Source organism: Niallia oryzisoli (assembly GCF_036670025.1).
Classification (GTDB): Bacteria; Bacillota; Bacilli; order Bacillales; family Cytobacillaceae; genus Bacillus_BD; species Bacillus_BD oryzisoli.
Window position 1 is genome coordinate 4,032,437 of sequence record NZ_CP137640.1, and the last position, 21,523, is coordinate 4,053,959.

Below are 21,523 nucleotides of genomic sequence, written 5' to 3' on the forward strand. Positions count from 1 at the left end.
ACATTAAATATACCTAATCGTTTTTTTCCTTCGACGTTTTTTCATAGCCTTTAAGATAAAACCACCTTTAAAGTATCTTGGTTCATAAGCAATAATAAACGCTTGAGGCTCATATTCTTTAATCATTTCAATTAAACCTTCTTCTTGGTTTCGCTTTGTAATGATCTCTAATTTATAACGGTCAGCATCTTTTCCTTCGGCAACATAAACCGTAACGCCATATCCTTCTTCGCGCAATTGATCAATTAACGCTTTGTTTCTATTGGTCAAAATTACTTGTAACGTAATGTATCCAATTGCCATTTCTTCTTCAATTTTTGAACCGATTAAAATACCGACACTAAAGCCTACTGCATAAACAATCATCGAAATTATGCTTTGTTCCCCCGTTAACACAATGGACAAGCCGAATACATAAATGACTGATTCTAAGAAACCGAACAAACTTGCATTAACTCGGTATCCTTTAACAAGCATAATGGTACGAAGACTGAATATCGGGACATATATCAATTGCAGAAGTAAAATTAAAAGAACATCTTTCATTTTTATTACCCCGCTTTTATGATTAAATTGAGACAAATCATAACTAGGTTGAACCCCTCGAAGAAAAAAAGAACCTACCAGAAAATTCTGAAGGATTTATTCATAAAACAGATTTATGTAGAGGTCATTAACACTAAATATATGAAATAAAAAATCACATTATACATAAAAAAGTGCACAGGCAGCATCCCCTTCTGGATGATGCCTGTGCACTTTAATATTTATTTTGGGTCAACGAACCTGTCCCCTCGACTCACTAAATATTATATGGATGACTATTGCTTTGATTTTCTACTATTCCATTTTATAGAGCCAAATGTATCGTGAGGATGGGCTTGTGATTGAAGTTTTCTATATTCATTCTCTAATTCTGAAAGTAATAACCCATAAAGATGCTCGTCATCTTTCTTATAAACATCATAAGCAATCAGTTTCTCGATTAAGTTTTTCCGCCTCTCTTCCACACCTTTCCGAAGAATATCACCCATGCCAATCACCCCTTCATATTCATTCATAAAAATATGCATCCGCCTATCTCTAATGTATTGTTATAGTCCTAAAAATATTTGAAATAATAAGCCTATTATTTTTTAAAGTTTGTAACATAAAAAAATCAAATAAGTTAAGTATGAATTAAATGTATAATGTTTTAGTAAGTGGATGTCGCCTGGCACCTTATTGTTTTGGACCATATCGGGACGAGAAATCCGTCCCCATGGACCTTAGTTTTTGAATACTCCTAATAATCCCGCCATAGCCTGTGCAGCGGCAAAGATTCCCGGATAATGCATCGTGGATTTGCTCATCGTCCGGCACCGGATTCTTTTCAAGCAGAGCTTTTACCGCCATAATCATTCCCGGTGTACAATAGCCGCATTGATATCCCCCTTCTTCAAGAAAAGCCTTCTGAATCGGGTGCAAGCCATTTTGACTTAACGCTTCGATGGTCACAATTTCTTTTTCATCTAATTGGTAAGCCCGGACTAAACAAGAGTTTACCAGTTTCTCATCCATTAAAACGGAGCATGCACCACAGCGGCCAATTTCACACGAAATTTTCGTCCCTGTTAACGTGAAATCCTCTCTCAAAATGTCTACCAGACGTTTTGTCGCTTCCACTTGCAGTTTCTGTTCCTTTCCGTTCACAATCAGAGAAATGGTTATGATTTGCTGTTCATAGGAATGCTGTGGATACTTCGCCTGTTTTTCTACCATTCGATCATCCTCCTTGTTTGCAGAAGCTCTTCTCGAGCAACTGGCAATTTCGTTACCCAATGACCGGTTGCGTTATAAATCGCTCTTGCAATTGCAGGGGCAAGGGCGATTGTTCCAATTTCCCCAACTCCCCTTGGTCCATATGAATCGCCTTCCCATAATTCTTCAATGGCCTTCAAATGCATATTCGTAGGAATGTCTTGAATCCCTGGTATCATATAGGTGTCAAGGTTTTCTGTTACATACCTGCCTTGGATCATCCGCGCTTCTTCTAAGAGGGAATAACCCAAGGCCATAATTGTTCCACCTTCGATTTGGCCCAAATAACCATTTGGATTCACAACCGGGCCAGCGGATACAGCTTGGTCGATATCGACGACTTTTACCGTACCGGTTAAAAGATCCACTTCTACTTTCACCGCCACTGCAGCAAACGAATATAAAAAATGTCCACCTGGGATAGAATCAGGAGTTGTCGGAAAGTCGAATCTCGTCTCTACACTAATCGATTGATCCATTGTTTCATAAGAAAGCTGTTTAAAAGTAACAGCCAGTTTTTCAACCCCATTATCACGGAGCCAGACACCGTTGTCGTTAAGAAATAATTGTTCTTTCGGATAACCTGAAGCTTGTGATGCCTTTTCAAGCATTTTCTCAATAAATGGGCCCTTTAGCAGCTGCAGACTGTGCCATACCATACTCGTTCCTCGTGATGCTGTTGAAGAACCTGAGGACGGAACTTTATCCGTATCACCAATCACAATGACCAAGTCCGCAGGTGAACAGCCGATGATCTGTGTTGTTAAAGTCTCTATAACTGCTAATAGACCTTGGCCGATTTCTTCAAACCCAAAAGAGATTTCTATTTTGCCAGCTTTATTTAAAGATATTTTCCCTCCTGCCGGATCTAATCTCCCGAATCCTAGACCGCCTCCATGCATGCTGATTGCTGCCCCAACACCGATTTTCTTCCAGCTTTCCTTTTTAATTTCTTTTTCCATTTTCAGTAAAGGAGACTTAGAAATCTCTTCTAATACAAGTGCATCTCCGTTTGTTGGAGCTATTTCTTGACCGACAGGGCCTGGATCGGTTGGTTTACGGAGATTGATCCTCCTCATCTCGATGGGACAAATGCCAAGCCGATCGGCTAGTCGATCGATTTGTCCTTCCAAAGCAAAGGTAATCTGGTTTCCGCCAAAACCACGGAACTCACCAGCTACCCCATTATTAGTAAAAATGGAAAATCCTTCTGTTTCTATATTCGGAATCCTGTAAGGACCGGCTGCATGTTCTACTGCAAAATCCAGCACAGCGGGTCCAAGTGTGGCATACGCACCAGTATCTGCAATGATTCTTACCTTGTGCGCAAGTATCTCTCCTGTTTTAGCCACACCTGTTTTCATGGTTATCTTCATCGGGTGTTTTTTTATACCTGATCGAACAGACTCCCGTCTTGATTGATGAATTTTTACCGGACATCCGGTTTTGAACGCTAATAGTGCTCCATAAGGCTGAACATTCAACTCATCCTTCCCTCCAAAGGACCCGCCCATCGGACTTGAGATTACTCGAATCTGTGTTTCGGGTAGATTTAAAATGCGAGCCAATTGAAAGCGATCCTTGTATCCATGCTGTGTTCCAGCATAAATGGTTAATCTGCCATCTTCCTCCGGGACAAAAACCCCACCTTCTGTTTCCATATAGGCATGCATTTGCCTCGGCAGCAGATACGTTTCTTCCACGATCACATCACATACTGGAAATGCTTCCTTGACATTTCCATTCACATAGTTGGCATGGTGAAGGATATTTCCGTTTGGATGAAGGGGAATGCTAGAGGGATCGAGTGCTTTCTCGGGATCTTCAATGATTGGGAGCGGTTCATATTCAACTTCAATCGCTTGAAGGGCCTTTTCAGCTATTTCCGGCGTTACAGCAGCAACAGCGGCAACAGCATCTCCCACATAACGTACAACTGTATCACAAAGTACCGGTTGATCTGGAAAAATCAAACCAAACCCATTGAGGCCAGGCACGTCCTTACTGATAATAACAGCCTTGACACCCGGAACCTGTTCTGCTTTTTCTACTGATAGGTTACGAATTTTTGCGTGGGGATATTTACTGCGAAGAATCTTTCCGTAAAGCATTCCTGGAACATGTAAATCTGTTAAATAGGATAGACCTCCCGTCACTTTTTCGAATCCATCAGGACGGATACGGGATGATTTTAAATTACTTGACGTATGTTTCACCATTTTCTTCCCTCCAGTTTTCCCATTCCGCCATAAAAAGGTTGGCAGCCACTTTTCGTCGATAGTCCGCTGAAAAAAATGCATCTGAAACCAGCTCGTATTCCTTTAAAAGTTCTTCATAAATTTGTTGGGGCTTGATGGTATCTACTAATTGATTGTTTAATAGCCTTTCGCTCCTTTTCAATCTTTTCGGCACTGAGTCTCCTCCGCCGGCTGCAAGATGAATGAACTCAACTCGATTCTTATCGATCGAACATACTCCTGCTATCGTAACGACAGAAGCGGAAAAAGCCTCCCTTCGTCCAACCTTTTTAGAAAATTGGTAGTTTCTGAAAGATGTTTTTGGCTCAGTTAAGATAATCTCCAAAATAAGAGAATCTTCGTTCTTTTGCAGCCAGCTCTCTAATCGTTCTCTTTTGATTTCATTTCCGTTAAAGTAAGAAACCTCTGCATCCAATGCTAATAAAGCGGGAATCGTATCACCCGTGCGATTGGCAATGTTCCCACCAATTGTTCCGATATTTCGAACGGCAGGGGCAGCAATCGTTCCAATCATGTCAGATAATAAAGAAAAGGTTTCTTTTATCAGTGGATGATTCTTGCATTCTGCCAATTTAGCGAAAGCACCAATATGAATTGTAAAGGAATCTTTCTCTAACCTTGAATCTATCTGATGGTATTCCCTTATGTCCCCAAGATTAATTAAGTGAGGCGGATATGGTACTCCCTTTTCCCATTTTGTCTGCAAAAAGGTTCCTCCAGAAATAAAAACAGCCTGGTCCTGTAAGGATGTCTTTATATCCCATGCTTCCCCTATATCTTTTGGTGACCATACTTTTGTTTCTAATATCCTCATATTCAAACCATCCCACCCTCCTTAAGCGCTTTTTGATAATCTGCTTTTGTATCAATATCAAAAAATGCCTTCTGATCACCACCTGTAATCGTAATGCCAGCATATCTGTTATTTCTTATAAGCTGTCGGGCTCCTTGGTCACCGTTTAGTTCTAATAGTTTCGTAAATACACTTTTTGAAAATAAGACAGGCGGTCTTTTCAATCCATCGTATTCGACGGCTACATATTCAGGTAATCCTCCAAGTTCGATTGTCCTCCGATAGGTACAGATCATTTCATTTATCAGTTTTGATGTTAAAAAGGGTTGATCACCTAATAAGATAACGACGGCATCTGCTTCACGTTTTATCGCTTCTTCTATACCCGCTTTTAATGAATAGGCCTGACCTAGCTGGGAATTTTCACATGTACATGCTGTCCAGCGACTTTTCCAATCCTCTTCCTTTAAACGAGAATGAATCCAGTCTGATGAATCCTCTTTCTTTTTCACAACGAGTACATGATCGAGCTTGGATTGAATGGCTGCCTTTAGACTTAAACTACCAATATTTGGCGACCCAAGAGGCAGAGCAAGTTTATTCACTCCCATTCTGCGGCTATAGCCGGCGGCTAACAAAATACCGATGATTTGAAGCCTGCTCATATCACAGCCTCCCTTTTCGTTTTCACGATCGTTCGATTTAACTGTATCAGTTCTGCCATGACACTAATGGCGATTTCCTCAGGACCTTCTGCACCAATTGCTAATCCAACCGGTGAGTATACATTTTGCGGAAGTTCTTTTCCACCCATTAATCTGGACGTCCGTTCCTTCGATCCAATAATGCCGATGTACTGTAATGGCTTACCTAGCAAATAATGCAAAGCTTCTTTATCACGTTGAAAGTGATGGGTCATCAAGATGACAAAATCATGGGGATGAAACTCGAATCCTGGAAATATTTCAGTTGGAAACCCCGTCAATAACACATCTGCATGTGGAAAGGTTTCTTTATTACACAGTGCAGGCCGCCAATCTGTAATCGTCACTGAAAATCCTGTTCTACTGGCAAAATAGCTGAGTGGAATCGCGTCTGGACCCGCTCCAACGATCAAAAGACGGGGTTTTGGATGAAACCAGTGAAAAAAGCAGTGACAGGAAAGTTCCTCTATGTAGTGAATTCCGCTGGCTGCAGAATCGACGTTCTTCATTAACAACAATACTTCTTTTACAAAATGATTTTCCCCATTTCCCCAGTAATTGTCTTCATCCACTATAAAAACAGATTCAGAAACCGAGTATTCAGACGAAAGCTTTTTGACCGTTAATACAGATTTGCCTTTTAAAAGCCGTTCGTGCATTTTTTGAAGATACAGCCTAGAAGGGGCATCTATTTTTTCCAACAACACCCGAATCCCTCCGTTACATCCGGCTCCCTGCCCCCAATCTAGGTCGTTTTCACTTTTCATATTATAGAAAAAAGATTGCGATTGGCCTTTTTTCAGTCCTTCAGCCCGCAACCGTACATCTTCTTCTAAACAACCCCCGCTTAACATTCCTACAAGTTTTCCTTGTTCCTGAATCAGCATCGTTGTGCCTTCTTTTCGATAAGCAGAGCCCTCCACATCGATCACCGTAGTTAACACATCATTTTCAGAGGGTGCCACCTGTAAGATCTGATGAATATTATCCATCTATCTGCACCTCTTTCATTTCGGGTTTGTGGTATGTTTGATTTATTTGCTGAATTCCCCATCCGCACCCCTTACCCCTATTAGGTGCTTTAAAGATCTATATTTTTCAAATATTATGTCTTATTTCAAATTTCATTTCCACTTTTGCGTAAGATTTTCTTACATAATCATTCACGTAAATATAAACATGGGGACGGTTCGAGATTGCTGAAAAGTTTGAATTTCAAGTGGTGATATTTATAGTAGGGCATCAGATTGATATGACATGCCTATTAGTTTTTTTGGAAAATCTTTCAGTAAGGACCCTCTATTTTGACAACCTTAATCGATTACCATTGAAGTCTGTCAGAATCATCCCTCTTTTTTGACCACACTAATAGTTTTCTGGAAAATTCGTCTCAATAAAGCGTGTACCCTCATAATCAATTGTAAAAACGCAAATTAACCTTCACAAATTTCTGTATTGTTTCAATATCATAGGAGTACTTTATAGAAATTATTACAATTTTACTCTCTTAAAAGTCCGGCTTTTTCAGTGACCTCGGACGTTTATTGCTTTTCTAGGGCATTATTCGGTGATTCCCAATATAAAAAGCAATCCCTCTAGAGATTTAACTCTAGAGAGATTGCTTTATTTGATGATTAAAACAGCAGATCCTTCCCGACGGGTTATCTAGGAATCACCGAATCGCTGGATAGTTCACTTGAGTTCTATACTTCACCCTATTCAACAGCTAATTCCTTTTCAATAACTTCTTTTAAATCAATTTGGTATTTATCCGTTCGAATGCTTACTTTTCTTAAATTCTCACCCAATGAAAATGGATCTTTATAGTATGGTGTAATGTAACTTAGTTCATTGTATCCGATATGAAGCATCCCGTTAAAGAAACCTAAGGAATCAATATTTCCGATTACTCCTTCGCCGATAAGCACATCATTAGCATATAATGTAATTTTCCCTTGATTGTTTGCTAGTTTTTCATGTCTTATCGATAGACGATAATCTCCTAAACTAAACTTTTCTTTAGAATGTATGACATACTCTTGAATATTTTGATTATTAAAGTAGAAATAAAGCTGGCCTTCTTTAATAAAGCAGCTAATGCCGCCACTATTATCGCCATGGGCGAGAATAACTCCTTCAGTCCCTTCTGTAATATGAACATCAGCTGAAATCTCAAAGTCCTTATTTCGCAAGTCCGGAGCTACGGATCCATGGAATGGGGCTTCTGTCGGATATAACACTCTGAAAGTTGGCTCAAAGGACTGCCTTTTCAATTTGTTCATTCCTTCAAGCTTCTTATCTAATGTGCGTCCATCTAATGGAAATACCCCATAAGTTTCAGCTTCTTTATTCCAAAGGTTGATCAATTCCTGAAGTTTTTCAGGATATGCATCAGCTAGATTATTCATTTCTGTAAAGTCTGCATCTGTGTGATATAATTCCCAAACATCTTGATCAAAATCTCCATTCGGAGTATGAGCAGAAACAGCTTTCCAGCCATTGTGCCAAATTCCGCGATTTCCAATCATTTCGTAATATTGAGTTGTTTTACGAGTCTCACCATTTTTTTCTAATGTGTAAAGCATACTTGTACCATGAACAGGTTGTTGCTTTACTCCTTTATACTGCTTTGGCATCTCTAATTCTAGTAATTCTAGTACAGTAGGAACAATATCAGTCACATGATGATATTGCGTACGAATGGTACCAGGGTCTTTGATTTTTTCAGGATAACGGATAATTAACGGATCACGGACACCGCCTTCATGTACATAGGATTTATACCATTTTAATGGTGTGTTTCCTGCATAAGCCCATCCCTTTGGATAGTGGTTATTTGCTTTTGGGCTGCCAATCTCATCAAGACGAGCTATTTTGGATTCAAGGGACTCATTTCTTCCATGCCAAGTATTAACAGTACCTTCCTCCCCACCCATTGCGCATGCACCATTATCAGACAAGAAAATAAATAATGTGTCTTCCAGACGGTTGATTTCCTCAAGGAATGAAACAAAACGACCAATATGATAATCCGTATGTTCTAAAAACCCTGCAAACGCTTCTTGAAGCCGAGCATATAGTTTTTTCTCATCATCTGATAGTTCATCCCATGCTTTAATATCTGGATTGCGTTCTGGCAGCACTGCATCTTTTGGAATTAAGCCAATCTCTTTTTGACGCTGAAACCATTGTTGACGAATCACATCCCAGCCTTGATCAAATTTCCCTTTATATTTATCAATAAACTCTTTCGGTGCATGATGCGGAGCATGTGGTGCTCCATAGGCTAAATAGAGAAAAAATGGTTTATCTGGTGCTTCTGATGTTTGATTTTTGATATAGGAAATAGCTTTATCTGTTAAATCCTCCGTAATATGGTAGCCTTCTTCCGCAGTATTAGGCTGACGAATTCGATGGTTATCTTCAACTAAGTCCGGATTCCATTGGTTCGTCGCCCCTGGTAAGAAGCCATAAAATTTTTCAAAGCCTCGACCAAGCGGCCAATTATCAAATGGCCCTTTATTCGTTTGTTCCTTTCCTGGTGCTAAATGCCATTTACCAACGGCAAATGTATTATAGCCGTGCTCCACAAGAACTTCACTTAATAAGGCACTATCTTTTCTAATTTTTCCACGGCTATGCGGAAAGCCGCTATCGTATTCTGATACAAAGGAAACTCCCACAGAATGCGGATTTCTTCCTGTTAATAAAGCAGCTCTAGTTGGTGAGCAAATGGCTGTTGTGTGAAAGTTATTATAGCGAAGTCCTTCTTTAGCCAGTTGATCAATATTGGGAGTTGAAATGGTTGACCCATAGCATCCTAATTGTGAAAAACCAAGGTCATCTAAAAGGATGACGACTACATTTGGTTTTTTCTCGGATGAACTTTCGTCACCAGGCCACCATGGTGTTGATTCTTCAACAGTTTTAGCAATCTTTCCTTGAAATGTTTCATCTATATATCTGCTCATTAACGTTCCTCTTTCCTTTATTTTTTGACTACGTTATATCGTTTTAAGACAACTTTTCCAAATTGATTAAATACACGATCCATCAAGAAGCCCATTAATCCAAGGATAATAAGACCTACAAAAATCCAATCTGTTTTAAAATACAAACGTGCATTCCAAATCATATAGCCAATCCCTTCATTGGCTGCGACCATTTCTGCCCCAACAATAGCCATGAAAGAGGATCCCATCGCAAGTTTTGCACCAGTGAAAATATAGGGAAGTGATGCTGGTATGATGACATGGACCATGATTTGCCACTCAGATGCACCCATACTTCTGGCTGAACGAATTTTATCATCTTCAACCGCCTGCACACCTGTAATGGTGTTAATCGTGACAATAAAGAAAGTTGCATACATAATAAGAAAGATTTTAGATTGTTCACCAATCCCAAACCAAAGCATAAATAACGTAATAAAAGCAAGCGGCGGGATGAAACGAACAAAATTGATAATCGGATCAAATAACGATCGAAGAAACGAAACACGACCAATTAATAGTCCAATTGGAATGGCCACTAGATTTCCTAGTATCCACCCGGTAATTACCCTCAAAAAACTGACCCATATATATAAGAAGAGGGAGCCGCCCTGACTAAGGTCAATAGCTCCTTGCCAAACAGCTAATGGACCTGGTAGAAATTGAGGATCCGAGAAACCTGCGGCAATACTCCATATGACAAGGACAAGCACCCAGGCAATTACACCGCTTTTTAATAACTTTTTTACAAAACCAAAACTAGGATTCTTCTTTTGACGAACAATCTCTTGCTCTATGATTATTTCATTTTTAACCGAACTCATTTTTTTGCCTCCTTTCAATCAAAATGAGCTTGAATGTTTTGATAATAACGATTGAACTCTTTATCAGTGAAACTTCTTGGAAATGCAAGCGGTATATCATAAATATGATCAATTTTCGATGAAGGTCCAACAGACATAACACCAATCCTTTGACCTAGTAATAACGCTTCTTGAATATCATGGGTAACGAAGATGACTGTTTTATTCGTTTCTTTCCAAATTCGGACTAGCTCCGTTTGCATCGTTCTTCGAGTCATGGCATCAAGTGCCCCAAATGGTTCATCCATTAGTAAGATGTCAGGATCATTTGCTAAGACACGTGCTAATTGAACGCGCTGCTTCATTCCACCAGAAAGTTCTCTTGGGAATTTGTTTTCATGCCCTTTTAAACCGACTAATTCAATAAAATAAGTCGATATTTTATTACGATTATCCTTTGGTGTTTTTTTCATTTTTAATCCAAATTCCACATTCTCTTTAACGGTAAGCCATGGAAATAAGGCTGCATCTGCCTGCTGGAAGACAACTCCCCGATTTCTTCCAGGCTTTTTTACTTCCTCCTGATCAACAAGAAGATCTCCAGATGTTTTTTCAATGAAACCAGCAATCATACTAAGCAAAGTAGATTTACCACATCCGCTTGGACCAAGCAATATAAAGAACTCACCACGTTGGATCGATAAATTAATATTTTCTAATACATAATGACTATTATTAAAGGATTTAGATAAGCCCGAAATCGAAATAGTTTCAGGAGCTTTAATGACTTCCTCTATTAAAGTACTCAATTACCTTCACTCCTTGTTATTGATAGGTTACTAACTCTGGAAAGGCCTGTTTTAAAGGGTCCAGCATTAATTTATCTTTCAAATCAAATGACTCTTTTAGCAGTCCTTTCTCTTCTATCCAATTTTTCATCTCTTCAAGATGCTCGACATCTTCTTTCGTAAAACCAAGTACATAGTTCTGTCTTTCAATATCTTTCAAAGCATCGTCTGCTGGTATTTTTAATTGCTCAAAGGCTAGGTTTGCCGTATCTTCCTTATTACCTTTTACATAGTCAATTCCTTCATTTAAAGCTTTGAATAGATTTGCAATGGCTTCTGGATTTTGTTCTACAAATGTTCGATCCGCAAGAAGGTAGCTATCAATGCTTACTCCTGCTCCAAGCAAATCATCTATTTGGTGAACACCCTCAATTGCTTTAAATTTCTCTAAAAGAGCGCCACTCGCCCAAACGGCTTCGATATCACCCTTTTGCATACCCACAATGGCTTCATCTGGCGTGCTGTATGGAACAAACTCAACATCTGTCTCTTTCAATTGATTTTTTTTCAAATATTGAGACCAAACATATTCGTTTACCGTTCCTTTATTAACTCCTATTTTCTTCCCTTTCAAATCACTAGGTTTGTTTATATTGCCTTTTACAAGGAGCTGTTGTTCTTTGGATGATTTCTCGTTAGCTCTTGTAAGTGTTCCGATAATGACTAAATCTCCCTTAGCTATCGAATTGATGGCAACATAATCTGCTGCCAGCCCAGTATCTGCTTGTTTTGTTAAAACAGCATTGATTGTATCAACCCCCATAGCAAAATTAGAAATCTGTGCTTCAATACCATACTTTTCAAAATATCCTTGTTTTTCAGCCGTTCGAAATTGAAAAGAGCCGCCTGCTGCCGTATCAATCGCCATTCTTACTTGAACGGTTTCTTTTCCACTGCTTTTCTTACCACTTGTAGTTTCACTTGAAGAACTAGAGCATCCAGCTATAACTAAACTGGCAATGATAGATAGAGCGAATAGAAATAAACGTACTTTTTTCATCCTGTTTTCCTCCGAATGTTTATTATTTTGCACATCGAAATCCCATGTGCCCGGTAGAACTGTCTATTGTGTTAAACGTGCGTGCAGAAATTCTGTATCGGTTGCAATATGATTCATGACAAAGATAAGAACCGCCTTTTATGAGTTTCATAGAATCATCTGTGAGAAAAGAATTCTTGTTGCCCGGTTGAGTTGAGAAGGTATCTTCACACCATTCCCATACATTGCCTGACATGCTATATAGGCCAAATTCATTCGGTTGGAAGTGATCGACTGGAGCGGTACCTAAAAACCCATCTTCTTTTGTATTAACATGTGGAAATTCCCCCTGCCAGATATTACAGTGATGTTTATCATCTTGATGCAACTCATTTCCCCAAGGATATTTCCGATCTATTACTCCACTTGAAGCGGCATATTCCCATTCCGCTTCAGTTGGAAGACGTTTCCCTGCCCATTTACAATAAGCTTGTGCATCATTCCATGACACATGGATAACCGGATGATTCAAACGATCAGCAATAGACGAATGGACACCTTCTGGATGCTTCCAAGATGCACCTTGGAGGGCAAACCACCAAGGTGTAGTTTCTGGTGAACCAATAATATCCTTTTTATGATCTTCATTTACAAATAAATGAAAGACAAATGACCAACCGTATCTCTCTGCATCTGTGCTATAACCTGTTTCCTGGATAAATTGATTGAATTGTTCATTGGTAACTGCATATTGGTCCATATAAAAGGATGGGACCATGACCCTTCTTCGCGGGTATTCCCCATCTTCACCAGAGCTATCTTCATCCTCTGAACCTAGTAAAAATTCACCTGCAGGAATCAATACCATATCACTGGTATTGACGCTCATACTGGTTTCAGAAATACGATCCTCTTTATCTATTAATAACGATTGATTTCTTGAAACGGAGCAACAAGATCTGCTATTGGATGTTGTCATTTCAGTCACACTCCGTTGTTATCTTTCTTTTTCTTCGTTTCATCAGTAGTTGCAACGCAGAACGCTCCCTCTTCATAGGAGAAAGTACCTTGAACGGTCACCACAGATTCAGTGCCAATCCCTGCAGCATTTGGTACTCTAAATACTGTAATATCTAGAGGCGCAATTTCTTTTTCAACTGGTTTTTCCAGTTGTGGAACCCATTCATATGGAACTCGATAGGCACGGTAAACCATGTTGGAGTTCCTACTATTTTTATAAGGAGATAGATACTCCCAAACAAGTTCATGTTCACGAGTGACTTCGAATATTCGCCCATCCGCACCTTCAGTAATTAATGTGTTTCCGTTTGGCAGTCTTTGTGCTGAACTAATATAAGGACTGTAAAATCGATAAGAATCCAATGGTGCTTGGAAACCGGCTTCCGTTGGTGTATATTGCCACTCGATTTCAAGTGTGACTGGATTAATTTCTAATATTCTTGAATGATCTCGGACAGCATTCTTTCCACCATAAGGAGAAGCAGGATTTGGAAGTCCATAGCCTGCCCAGCCACCGTTATCAAATACAAGTAGATTGCCTTCACCAGGCAAACCTTTCGGAATGATATGCGCATGATGCTGACCAATAATCCATCCTAGGTGCTTCACATCAGGTGTTGAATAATCAGGTCCAAGTTTCCAAACAATATTTCCTGTCTTTTTATCTATTATGGCAATAATATTCGATTCTCTCGCATCCCAAATAATATTGTCAGGGTGGAATCGTTCGTCGCCTTGATCATAAAATTTATTTGGTCCAATCGTTGACATCGAATTTATATGCATCCAATCTCCAGCAGTATTTCCGAATAATCGTATGTTCGGATCTCTGAATAGGACATTTTTTGCACTTTCGTCAAAACCAAGCTCTTCAAAGTGATCACTGACCGCCCACTCCCAGATAATATTCCCTTCCCAATCCACTTCGAGAATCACATCATCTAATAGTGGTTTATCGGAGATTTCCGGTTTTTGAACATTTCTATGTGCTAAAATTAATGTTTTTCCTTCATTGGTTTTTGGCTCCAAACCTGGGACATAGTATCCAACTGGGTTCCCTTCTCGTTGATAATCATGGTGTTGTCTTGCCATCCACTGAGGCTCATGGTCAGGGTCTTTAAGGAACTCATGCCGATCAAATTTCCAGACGATATTTCCTTCCCAATCAACTTGAACAAGATCAGCTTCATCCTGGTATCCATACTTTGGATCTCTTTCAGATGTACTTCCTAAGACATAACCACCAGGTAATATTTTGTTAGGAAAACCGCGGAGTCCCTTCCATAAGTGAACTTCACTGCCATTCATATCAATTAATAAAGCTCCTAGATTTGCAGCTTGATAGATTGTATAGCCACTCCATGCTTTTTTCGGATTATAAACTGTTGCTCCCGTCGGATAAATTGTTGGATGCCCCATCACTTTCCACTCCTTTTTGCTTATTTCATTAGACATTTTTAGTTTTAGTGAGTTAAGATAAATTTCATTATTTTTAATATTAAAAATATTGTTTGTGTATTTGGAAGCAATACGTCAGATTTTTTTCTTACACTCATTCTCATTTGCTATTTCATTTATAGTAGTAGAGAATCGTTCTATATTCGTAATCAAACGTCGATACCCATTGATCTGTTCCTTCATCTCTTCCTGTGAAAATCCATTGAACAAAACGGAAATACTATTCATTTTCAAGTAATAGTTTCTGTTTATAAAATCGCGGCCATCACCAGTAATGTCCAGCCACACGATCCGACGATCCTTCTTATGTCGTTTCCTAACAGCCAATCCCCTTTTTTCTAATTTATCGCAAAGTGCTGTGATTGCCCCTGAGGTAAAATCAAGCTCCTCTGCTAAGTCAGTTAATCTTTGCTCGCCATCCTTCATAATTTTTTCTAAAATCACGAAACTTGGCAACATAACACCTTCAATTTTAATTTTGTCGCGTTCCTTTACAAACTTCCGAACCATTTTACGAAACAACATATCAGCTTCTTCCAACAGTTCTTGCTCATTCGTTTCCATATCACCTTCACCCCAACCCTTATATAAAGAAAAAAGGCACGAATACCTTTCAGACATTCTTCATACGCGAATGTTGAAAAGTATTCGTGCCTTTGGTCGTCCAATCGGCTCCGAAACTATTTTATTGGCAAAATAATGAATAGTAAAATATTTTCTATATACATATTAATCAAATAATTCATATCTGTCAACTATGAATTAATTTTTTTATATTTCTTTTTTTATTCTTTGATGCTTTTTCTTTTACAAACCTTCAGTTGATGTAAAAAACAATACTTAATACCAAATCTGTATGTAAGTGTTTCTTTAAATAGAAGTCACGGATTAATAGGGAACACCAAAAAGAGAAGGAATCCGTTCCCTCTCTTTTTGGTTTTATTATGGCGTATTCATTTGATACTTTCCCGGCTTTAACCACTTTCCTCTTCGATTCTCATCAATAATTTTGCCATTTTCATATACGATTGACCCCTTGTTCATCGTAAGCTTAATTGCACATGGAAATGTATGCCCCATATAGATGCTTTGTTTATGTTTAGCAAAGAAGTTATCTTCTGTTACTGTAAATGACTCCTCCAATGATACAATGGCTAAGTCCGCATCCATTCCGACTCCGATTTTCCCTTTTGAAACTAGATCGAACCTGCTTGCAGGAGCACCAGCTAGTAGTCTCGCAACTTTTGTAATTGGAATCCGATATTGAACAGCTAATTCAATCAATGCTAATAAGGTAAATTGACCCCCGCTGATACCGCCCCATGCGTCAAATAAATGATGTGTGGCCGGATCTTTCATTGAATAAGGGGATGGAGAATGATCCGATGTAATCATATCGAATTTCCCATCTATCAATAACCTAATCAATTTTTCTTGTTCCCTTTTCTCACGTAATGGAGGAGCACATTTCGCAACAGCGCCTTTTTCCACTAAATCGTCATGATTGAATAACAGATAATGGGCACATGTCTCAACGGACACATCAATCCCTTCTGCTTTCGCTTTTTCAATTTGTTCAACTGCTGCAGCAGAGCTGATATGAACAAAATGCAGGGAGCAGCCCGTTACTTTTGCATAAGATAATGCACGATCCACCGCTTCTACTTCAGCAATAATCGGCCGGGATGCTAAATAATCATCAGCTGTTACTAAACCCAGCTCTTTCTTTTCCTTTGTTAAAAAGTCAGTTATCGCCGCACTTTCAGCATGCAGAGCAAGAATTTTATTTAATGAAGCAATCTCTTTCATGCCTTCTAACAAGGTAGGATCATCTACCCGTTCGAAATCTTCATTCCCACTGTCAGATAGAAAGGCCTTAAAACCAATGACACCATTTTCTGCGAGCCCTTTTAATTCACCGACATTTCCTGGTACTAGTCCACCCCATAAACCAAAATCCACAAGTGATTTTGCCTTACCATGCGCCGCTTTTTCAAATAATGCTGTCTTATTGACCGTAGAAGGAATTCCATTTAACGGCATATCAAAGTACGTCGTACCACCGCCTGCAGCCATCATGTTCGAACCTGTTTCAAAGCCTTCCCAAGAGTCCCGACCAGGGTCATTAAAGTGGACATGAACATCAATCATTCCTGGGAAAATATATTCACCTTCTGCATCTCGTTCTTCTTTACATGTCCCTGAAAGCTTATTTCCAATCTCTGCGATGACGCCATCTTTTATCGCAAGATCCGTTTTTATTACTTCATCAGGTAAAACTACGAAACCATTTTGAATGATGTGATCGTATTGTGCCAATTGTTTCAACCCCTTTCTTAAATTGCAGCCGTCTGTATACGTTCTGCCTCGTACACATCCAGTGCAGCTTGCAAGGCTTCCCCACGGTTCACACTTACTTTGTGGCGAATTAGAACAGCTTCTAATCCTCCAAGAACGGCAAGAACATTTTCTTTCCGGCAGCTATAACCCATCGTTCCGATACGCCAAATTTTCCCATGTAAAGGTCCAAAAGAGGAAGCAATCTCAATGCTAAATTCTTCAAGCAGCATGCTACGAACGGATTCACCATCTACCCCACTTGGAATTTCAACACATGCGACACCAGGAAGCTTATGATGAGCATCACCAAATTGCTTCAACCCCATCGCCTTAATACCGGCCACCAATGCTTTCTCATGAAGCTTATGACGGGCAAACCGGTTGTTTAACCCTTCTTCCAACACAAGACGCAATCCCTCATGCAAGGCATAAATCATCGAAGTGGCTTCGGTATGATGATTCAAACGTCTTGGGCTCCAGTAATCCATTAACATTCCTAAATCAAAATAATTGCTGGCAATGGCTAATCGACTGCGGTTATATTGTTGATCCTCTTCTGTTGCAATACCAGCCTCCACCTTTTTGCGCTCCAAGATGATTTTTTCGATTCGATCATTGAACGTGATCGGTGCCATTCCAGATGGAACAGACAAACATTTCTGCGTGCCGCCAATGATTCCATCGATATACCACTCATCTGTTTTTACATCGGCACCGCCGATCGACGCCACAGCATCGACAACTAGTAATACATCCTGTTCCCGGCATGCTTTTCCAATTTTGGCCAAAGGCTGCATCCTTCCAGTAGAAGTCTCACCATGTACGATAGCAACGATCTTAGGAGAAACCTTTTTCATTTCTTCAATCACGACTTGTGGATCAAACACTTCTCCCCATGGACACTGGATCGAATGAACTTCAGCACCATATCTTTCACAAATTTCTACGAGTAAATGACCGAATCGACCATATATAGGCACGAATACTTTATCACCTGGTTCAATAATGCTGGCTAAGAGCGCCTCATTTCCCGCACGTGATGTCCCATCGATTGGAAATGCCCAATGGTTGCTTGTTTGAAACACCTCACGCAGCATCTCCATTACTTCATTCATCAATTTTGTAAAAGCCGGATCGAACTGACCTAATATTGGATTGCTCATCGCTCGTAATACGCGAGGGTCAACCTCGACCGGACCTGGTGTCATGATCGTTCGATTTGGTGTATTCAATTCAAAATATGCCATTTGATTTCACTCCCATTAATAAGCTAATTGATATAAAACCTCGGTTAAAAGTTCGATTCCCATTTCTAACTCTTCTAAACTTGTAAACTCCTTTGGATTATGGCTGATTCCATCTTTACTTGGAACAAAGATTAAATTGGCAGGAATTTTGCTTGCAAAGACTTGCGCGTCATGGCCAGCACCACTAACGATATCTTGAAAAGGAAGATTTTTTTGTACAGCTATGTTCCTTATGACCTTTAGCAATTGTTCATCCATTGCAACAGGCGTAACGTCCATCCATTGCGAAAACTCGATTTCAGTATTTAAAGCCTCGGATAATTGGCGGCACTCTGAAAAAATCGCTTGACAATATTGATCCAATATTTCAGCCTTATGATGACGGATATCTAAACTGAACTTCACTTCCCCTGCCACCACATTTGGGACATTCGGAGAAACCTCTATTTTCCCAACAGTGGCGACTAAATGCGAGTCGATTTCCTTGGCTTTATTTGTTAAAAACGAAATAAGCTGTGATGCGGTCACTACTGCATCCTTTCTATAAGACATGGGGGTTGTCCCTGCATGATTGCTTTCCCCTTTGATCCGAACAAGGTAACGCCGCTGACCGACAATATGGGTAACAAGCCCAATCGTTTTTTGATTTTTTTCCAATACCATTCCTTGTTCAATGTGAACCTCTATAAATCTTTCAATATCCTTTCGAATAGGCGTTTGATAATAGGCAGGGTCAAAGCCTGCTTGCTTCATGGCCTCCAAAAAAGAGATCCCCTCTGCATCTGTTATGTTCCTTATATGATCAAGAGTATAAAAACCATTCGTATTTCTTGAACCCCAAAAGGTCAGCGGAAAACGACTTCCCTCTTCTTCACAAAAAGAGACAACTTCAATGGTTTTTTTTGGATAACCATAGGTTTCGAACAATCTTGATACAGCGATAAGGCTTGCAATGATTCCATAGGCTCCGTCATATTTACCGCCTTCTACCACTGTATCAACATGGGAACCTGTTAATATACAGGGACTTTCAACAGCAAGCCCCTGCAATTTTCCAAATAAATTACCTACACAATCAAAATAAGTATTCAGTCCGATTTGTTCCATTTTATGTTTTAAAGCCCTTTGTGCTTGGCACCAGGCTTTTGAATATAACAATCGAGTGACGCCTTCATTTTTTGTTTTTCCAAACGATGAAAGCCATTCAATCATTTCTTGGGTATTTTCCTTTTCCGCGTTTTGCAATTCCTTCGCATGAATGGCCATTCCCTTCACTCCTCCTTTTATTTATGTTATATTTTATAACATATTAATGTATTAATAGTTTACATACTTTTTAAAAAAACTTCATTAGCAGATATGTACAAATTTTCATATTTTTTTGTGCACGTTAACTAAATTGTGCTATTATATTCATCAAAATACTGAATTTTCAGAGTTATATAGCGAAAGAGGGGTTATTGTCATGAGGATTACTGAGCTTTTATCAGTCCCTTTATTAAAAGAAATGAGGTTGATTGCAGGTGAGTCTGGAAAAGAACGTGAAGTACATACCATTAATATGATGGATGCACCTGACATCATTCCATTTTTAAATCCGAATGAGTTCTTAGTGACAACTGCCTACCACATAAAGGATCAGCCCCATAGGCTGATTGAATTGATCAAAGCCATGTCTGATCAAGGCTGCGCTGCGTTAGGAATTAAAACAAAAAGGTATTTAGAAGCCGTCCCACAAGAGGCTTTAGATCTTGCTAATGAATTGTCTTTACCGATCATTGAACTTCCATTAGAATTATCACTTGGCGAAATTGTCAATTACACCTTACGAGCGATCCTAGATAGCCGGGCTGCAGAATTATCATCTGCCATAGAGTCCCATAAACAATTCACAAATATTATTATGCAAGGAAAAGGAATCCAAGTCTTACTTCAAGAATTAACGAAGCTGATCCATCGAAAGGTCAACTTAGTCGATCAGCACCTAATCCCTCTTCTTCAACCATACACAAAACTAGAAATTTCTATTATAAAAAGCGACCTTGAAAAAGAGATAAAGGGCTTTCCGTTATCAAACAACACGAATATTACCTTTTCAATGATTGCATCAAAGGAAACATATACCCTATTCCCTGTAAATATGAGCGAGAAAAAAATCGGTTTTCTTTTAGTAGTAGGAGCCATCCCACAAGAAGATCATTTAACGATCCTGACAATCGAACAGGCGATTAATGTACTATCCTTCACTCTCATGAAAGAACATGCACTAAAGCAACACGCAAGAAATATCCGTAATGATTTTTTTCTTCATTTTTTAGACGGAGCATTTTCCGTTCATGATGAAATCATCAATCGAGCAAAAGAATTTTCCCTTCAAAATGAGCGTGACTATATTTGCGTGGTTGGAAAGATGGACAATGATGAAAATTCCTATTATACGTATACCCAGCGCCAACAAAAAGCGGACAATCTATTCGAATATATGGAAGATCTGATTCATCCTACCATCTCAAATGTCCATGTCTTTACAAAAAGCGAAAACTGTATTTTATTATTTGAGGTTCATGATCAAAACGTAACACCTCACCAAGGACATGATCATATATTACGGTACATCCAAGAAAAAATAGCCGTCGCATTTGGTCACACCGTCTCCTTTGGCGTTAGCAACATTTGTCATTCGTTTATCCAACTTAGAACAGCCTATCAAGAGGCGTTTGAAGCTCTCTCACAAGGTGAGTTAGCAAAGAAAACCGGATTCATCCATACCTTTCGAACAAAAGATATCATAGAATTATTGCGGCTTATTCCTGAAAAAGAAATTAACAGCTTTTATCAATATACCTTTAAAGGATTCTCATCCATCAAACAGGATGAAAAAGAGTCACTACTCCAAACCCTTTCTGTTTATTTAGAAACACATTGTCAAATCTCTGAAACAGCAAAAAGATTGTTTGTCCATCGAAATACGGTTGTCTATCGGATTGATAAATGCGAAGAGATTCTTAGTAAGAGTTTGAAAGATCCAGAGACTACATTACAGTTAAGGATCGCTTTCCGAATGAAGAAACTTCTCGATTCCTCATTTCTGCACTCTTTAACAAAAACCTAAGGAAATCCCCTTTGGTTTTTGTTTTTCCCCCATTCCTCTTTATGCACTTTGCATATAAAAATTTGTGAATTTTAGCCAATACGAACAATGACAATAGCCAGAAAATTTATTATTATGTGAATTAAATTAACATATTATGTTATATTTATTAACATAGACATAAAGGAGG

Annotated in this window: 18 protein-coding genes; 1 reads left to right on the plus strand and 17 read right to left on the minus strand. The window is 39.1% G+C overall.

All coding sequences use genetic code 11. From position 1 onward, the window contains the following. Window positions 1–3: 3 nt before the first annotated feature. The 17 genes from R4Z09_RS20250 to allC all read right to left on the minus strand — a co-directional run bounded on the left by R4Z09_RS20250 (window position 4) and on the right by allC (window position 19,508). A complete protein-coding gene (locus tag R4Z09_RS20250) occupies window positions 4–546 on the minus strand; it encodes a DUF2179 domain-containing protein (protein WP_338448535.1) in 543 nt (180 codons plus the stop codon). 275 nt (window positions 547–821) lie between these two features. Continuing rightward, the gene (locus tag R4Z09_RS20255; protein ID WP_338448536.1) at window positions 822–1,061 is read right to left on the minus strand and encodes a Fur-regulated basic protein FbpA; all 240 of its coding nucleotides are present in this window, start codon (window positions 1,059–1,061) and stop codon (window positions 822–824) included. A 160-nt stretch (window positions 1,062–1,221) separates the two neighbouring features. After that, window positions 1,222–1,761, minus strand: a complete 540-nt coding sequence (locus R4Z09_RS20260; RefSeq protein WP_338448537.1) for a (2Fe-2S)-binding protein — start codon at window positions 1,759–1,761, stop codon at window positions 1,222–1,224. Continuing rightward, window positions 1,755–4,019, minus strand: coding sequence for a xanthine dehydrogenase subunit D (pucD, locus tag R4Z09_RS20265; RefSeq protein ID WP_338448538.1), 2,265 nt, complete (start codon window positions 4,017–4,019; stop codon window positions 1,755–1,757). The genes R4Z09_RS20260 and pucD overlap by 7 nt, the downstream gene beginning before the upstream one ends. Then, window positions 3,997–4,872 (minus strand): FAD binding domain-containing protein, encoded by an 876-nt coding sequence (locus tag R4Z09_RS20270; protein WP_338453317.1) that lies wholly within the window; start codon window positions 4,870–4,872, stop codon window positions 3,997–3,999. The genes pucD and R4Z09_RS20270 overlap by 23 nt, the downstream gene beginning before the upstream one ends. Window positions 4,873–4,874: 2 nt before the next feature. Continuing rightward, the gene (locus R4Z09_RS20275; protein WP_338448539.1) at window positions 4,875–5,516 is read right to left on the minus strand and encodes a nucleotidyltransferase family protein; all 642 of its coding nucleotides are present in this window, start codon (window positions 5,514–5,516) and stop codon (window positions 4,875–4,877) included. Continuing rightward, on the minus strand, window positions 5,513–6,547 hold the full coding sequence (locus R4Z09_RS20280; RefSeq protein ID WP_338448540.1) for an XdhC/CoxI family protein: 1,035 nt from the start codon (window positions 6,545–6,547) through the stop codon (window positions 5,513–5,515). Before R4Z09_RS20280 ends, R4Z09_RS20275 begins: the two co-directional genes overlap by 4 nt. Before the next feature lie 723 nt (window positions 6,548–7,270). Next, window positions 7,271–9,526 carry an arylsulfatase gene (locus R4Z09_RS20285; RefSeq protein WP_338448541.1) on the minus strand — a complete coding sequence of 752 codons (2,256 nt, stop codon included), beginning with the start codon at window positions 9,524–9,526 and terminating at the stop codon, window positions 7,271–7,273. Between the two features lie 17 nt (window positions 9,527–9,543). Next, window positions 9,544–10,371, minus strand: coding sequence for an ABC transporter permease (locus R4Z09_RS20290; protein WP_338448542.1), 828 nt, complete (start codon window positions 10,369–10,371; stop codon window positions 9,544–9,546). A gap of 14 nt (window positions 10,372–10,385) precedes the next feature. Further along, window positions 10,386–11,159, minus strand: a complete 774-nt coding sequence (locus tag R4Z09_RS20295; protein ID WP_422392206.1) for an ABC transporter ATP-binding protein — start codon at window positions 11,157–11,159, stop codon at window positions 10,386–10,388. A gap of 16 nt (window positions 11,160–11,175) precedes the next feature. Beyond that, on the minus strand, window positions 11,176–12,198 hold the full coding sequence (locus R4Z09_RS20300; protein WP_338448543.1) for an NrtA/SsuA/CpmA family ABC transporter substrate-binding protein: 1,023 nt from the start codon (window positions 12,196–12,198) through the stop codon (window positions 11,176–11,178). 22 nt (window positions 12,199–12,220) lie between these two features. Further along, window positions 12,221–13,156, minus strand: a complete 936-nt coding sequence (locus R4Z09_RS20305) for a formylglycine-generating enzyme family protein (protein ID WP_338448544.1) — start codon at window positions 13,154–13,156, stop codon at window positions 12,221–12,223. 5 nt (window positions 13,157–13,161) lie between these two features. Then, window positions 13,162–14,616, minus strand: a complete 1,455-nt coding sequence (locus R4Z09_RS20310) for an aryl-sulfate sulfotransferase (RefSeq protein WP_338448545.1) — start codon at window positions 14,614–14,616, stop codon at window positions 13,162–13,164. Between the two features lie 114 nt (window positions 14,617–14,730). Further along, complete coding sequence (locus R4Z09_RS20315) at window positions 14,731–15,219, minus strand: MarR family winged helix-turn-helix transcriptional regulator (protein WP_338448546.1); 489 nt, start codon at window positions 15,217–15,219, stop codon at window positions 14,731–14,733. Window positions 15,220–15,597: 378 nt separating this feature from the next. Beyond that, on the minus strand, window positions 15,598–16,974 hold the full coding sequence (locus tag R4Z09_RS20320; protein ID WP_338448547.1) for an allantoinase: 1,377 nt from the start codon (window positions 16,972–16,974) through the stop codon (window positions 15,598–15,600). A 17-nt stretch (window positions 16,975–16,991) separates the two neighbouring features. Beyond that, a complete protein-coding gene (locus tag R4Z09_RS20325) occupies window positions 16,992–18,242 on the minus strand; it encodes an alanine--glyoxylate aminotransferase family protein (RefSeq protein ID WP_338448548.1) in 1,251 nt (416 codons plus the stop codon). A 15-nt stretch (window positions 18,243–18,257) separates the two neighbouring features. Then, entirely contained in the window at window positions 18,258–19,508 is a 1,251-nt protein-coding gene (allC, locus tag R4Z09_RS20330; protein ID WP_338448549.1) for an allantoate deiminase, read from the minus strand. 199 nt (window positions 19,509–19,707) lie between these two features. On the opposite strand from allC, the gene R4Z09_RS20335 reads away from it, so the two are divergent. Further along, window positions 19,708–21,354: a PucR family transcriptional regulator gene (locus tag R4Z09_RS20335; protein WP_338448550.1), complete on the plus strand. Its 1,647-nt coding sequence runs from the start codon at window positions 19,708–19,710 to the stop codon at window positions 21,352–21,354. Window positions 21,355–21,523 lie beyond the last annotated feature (169 nt).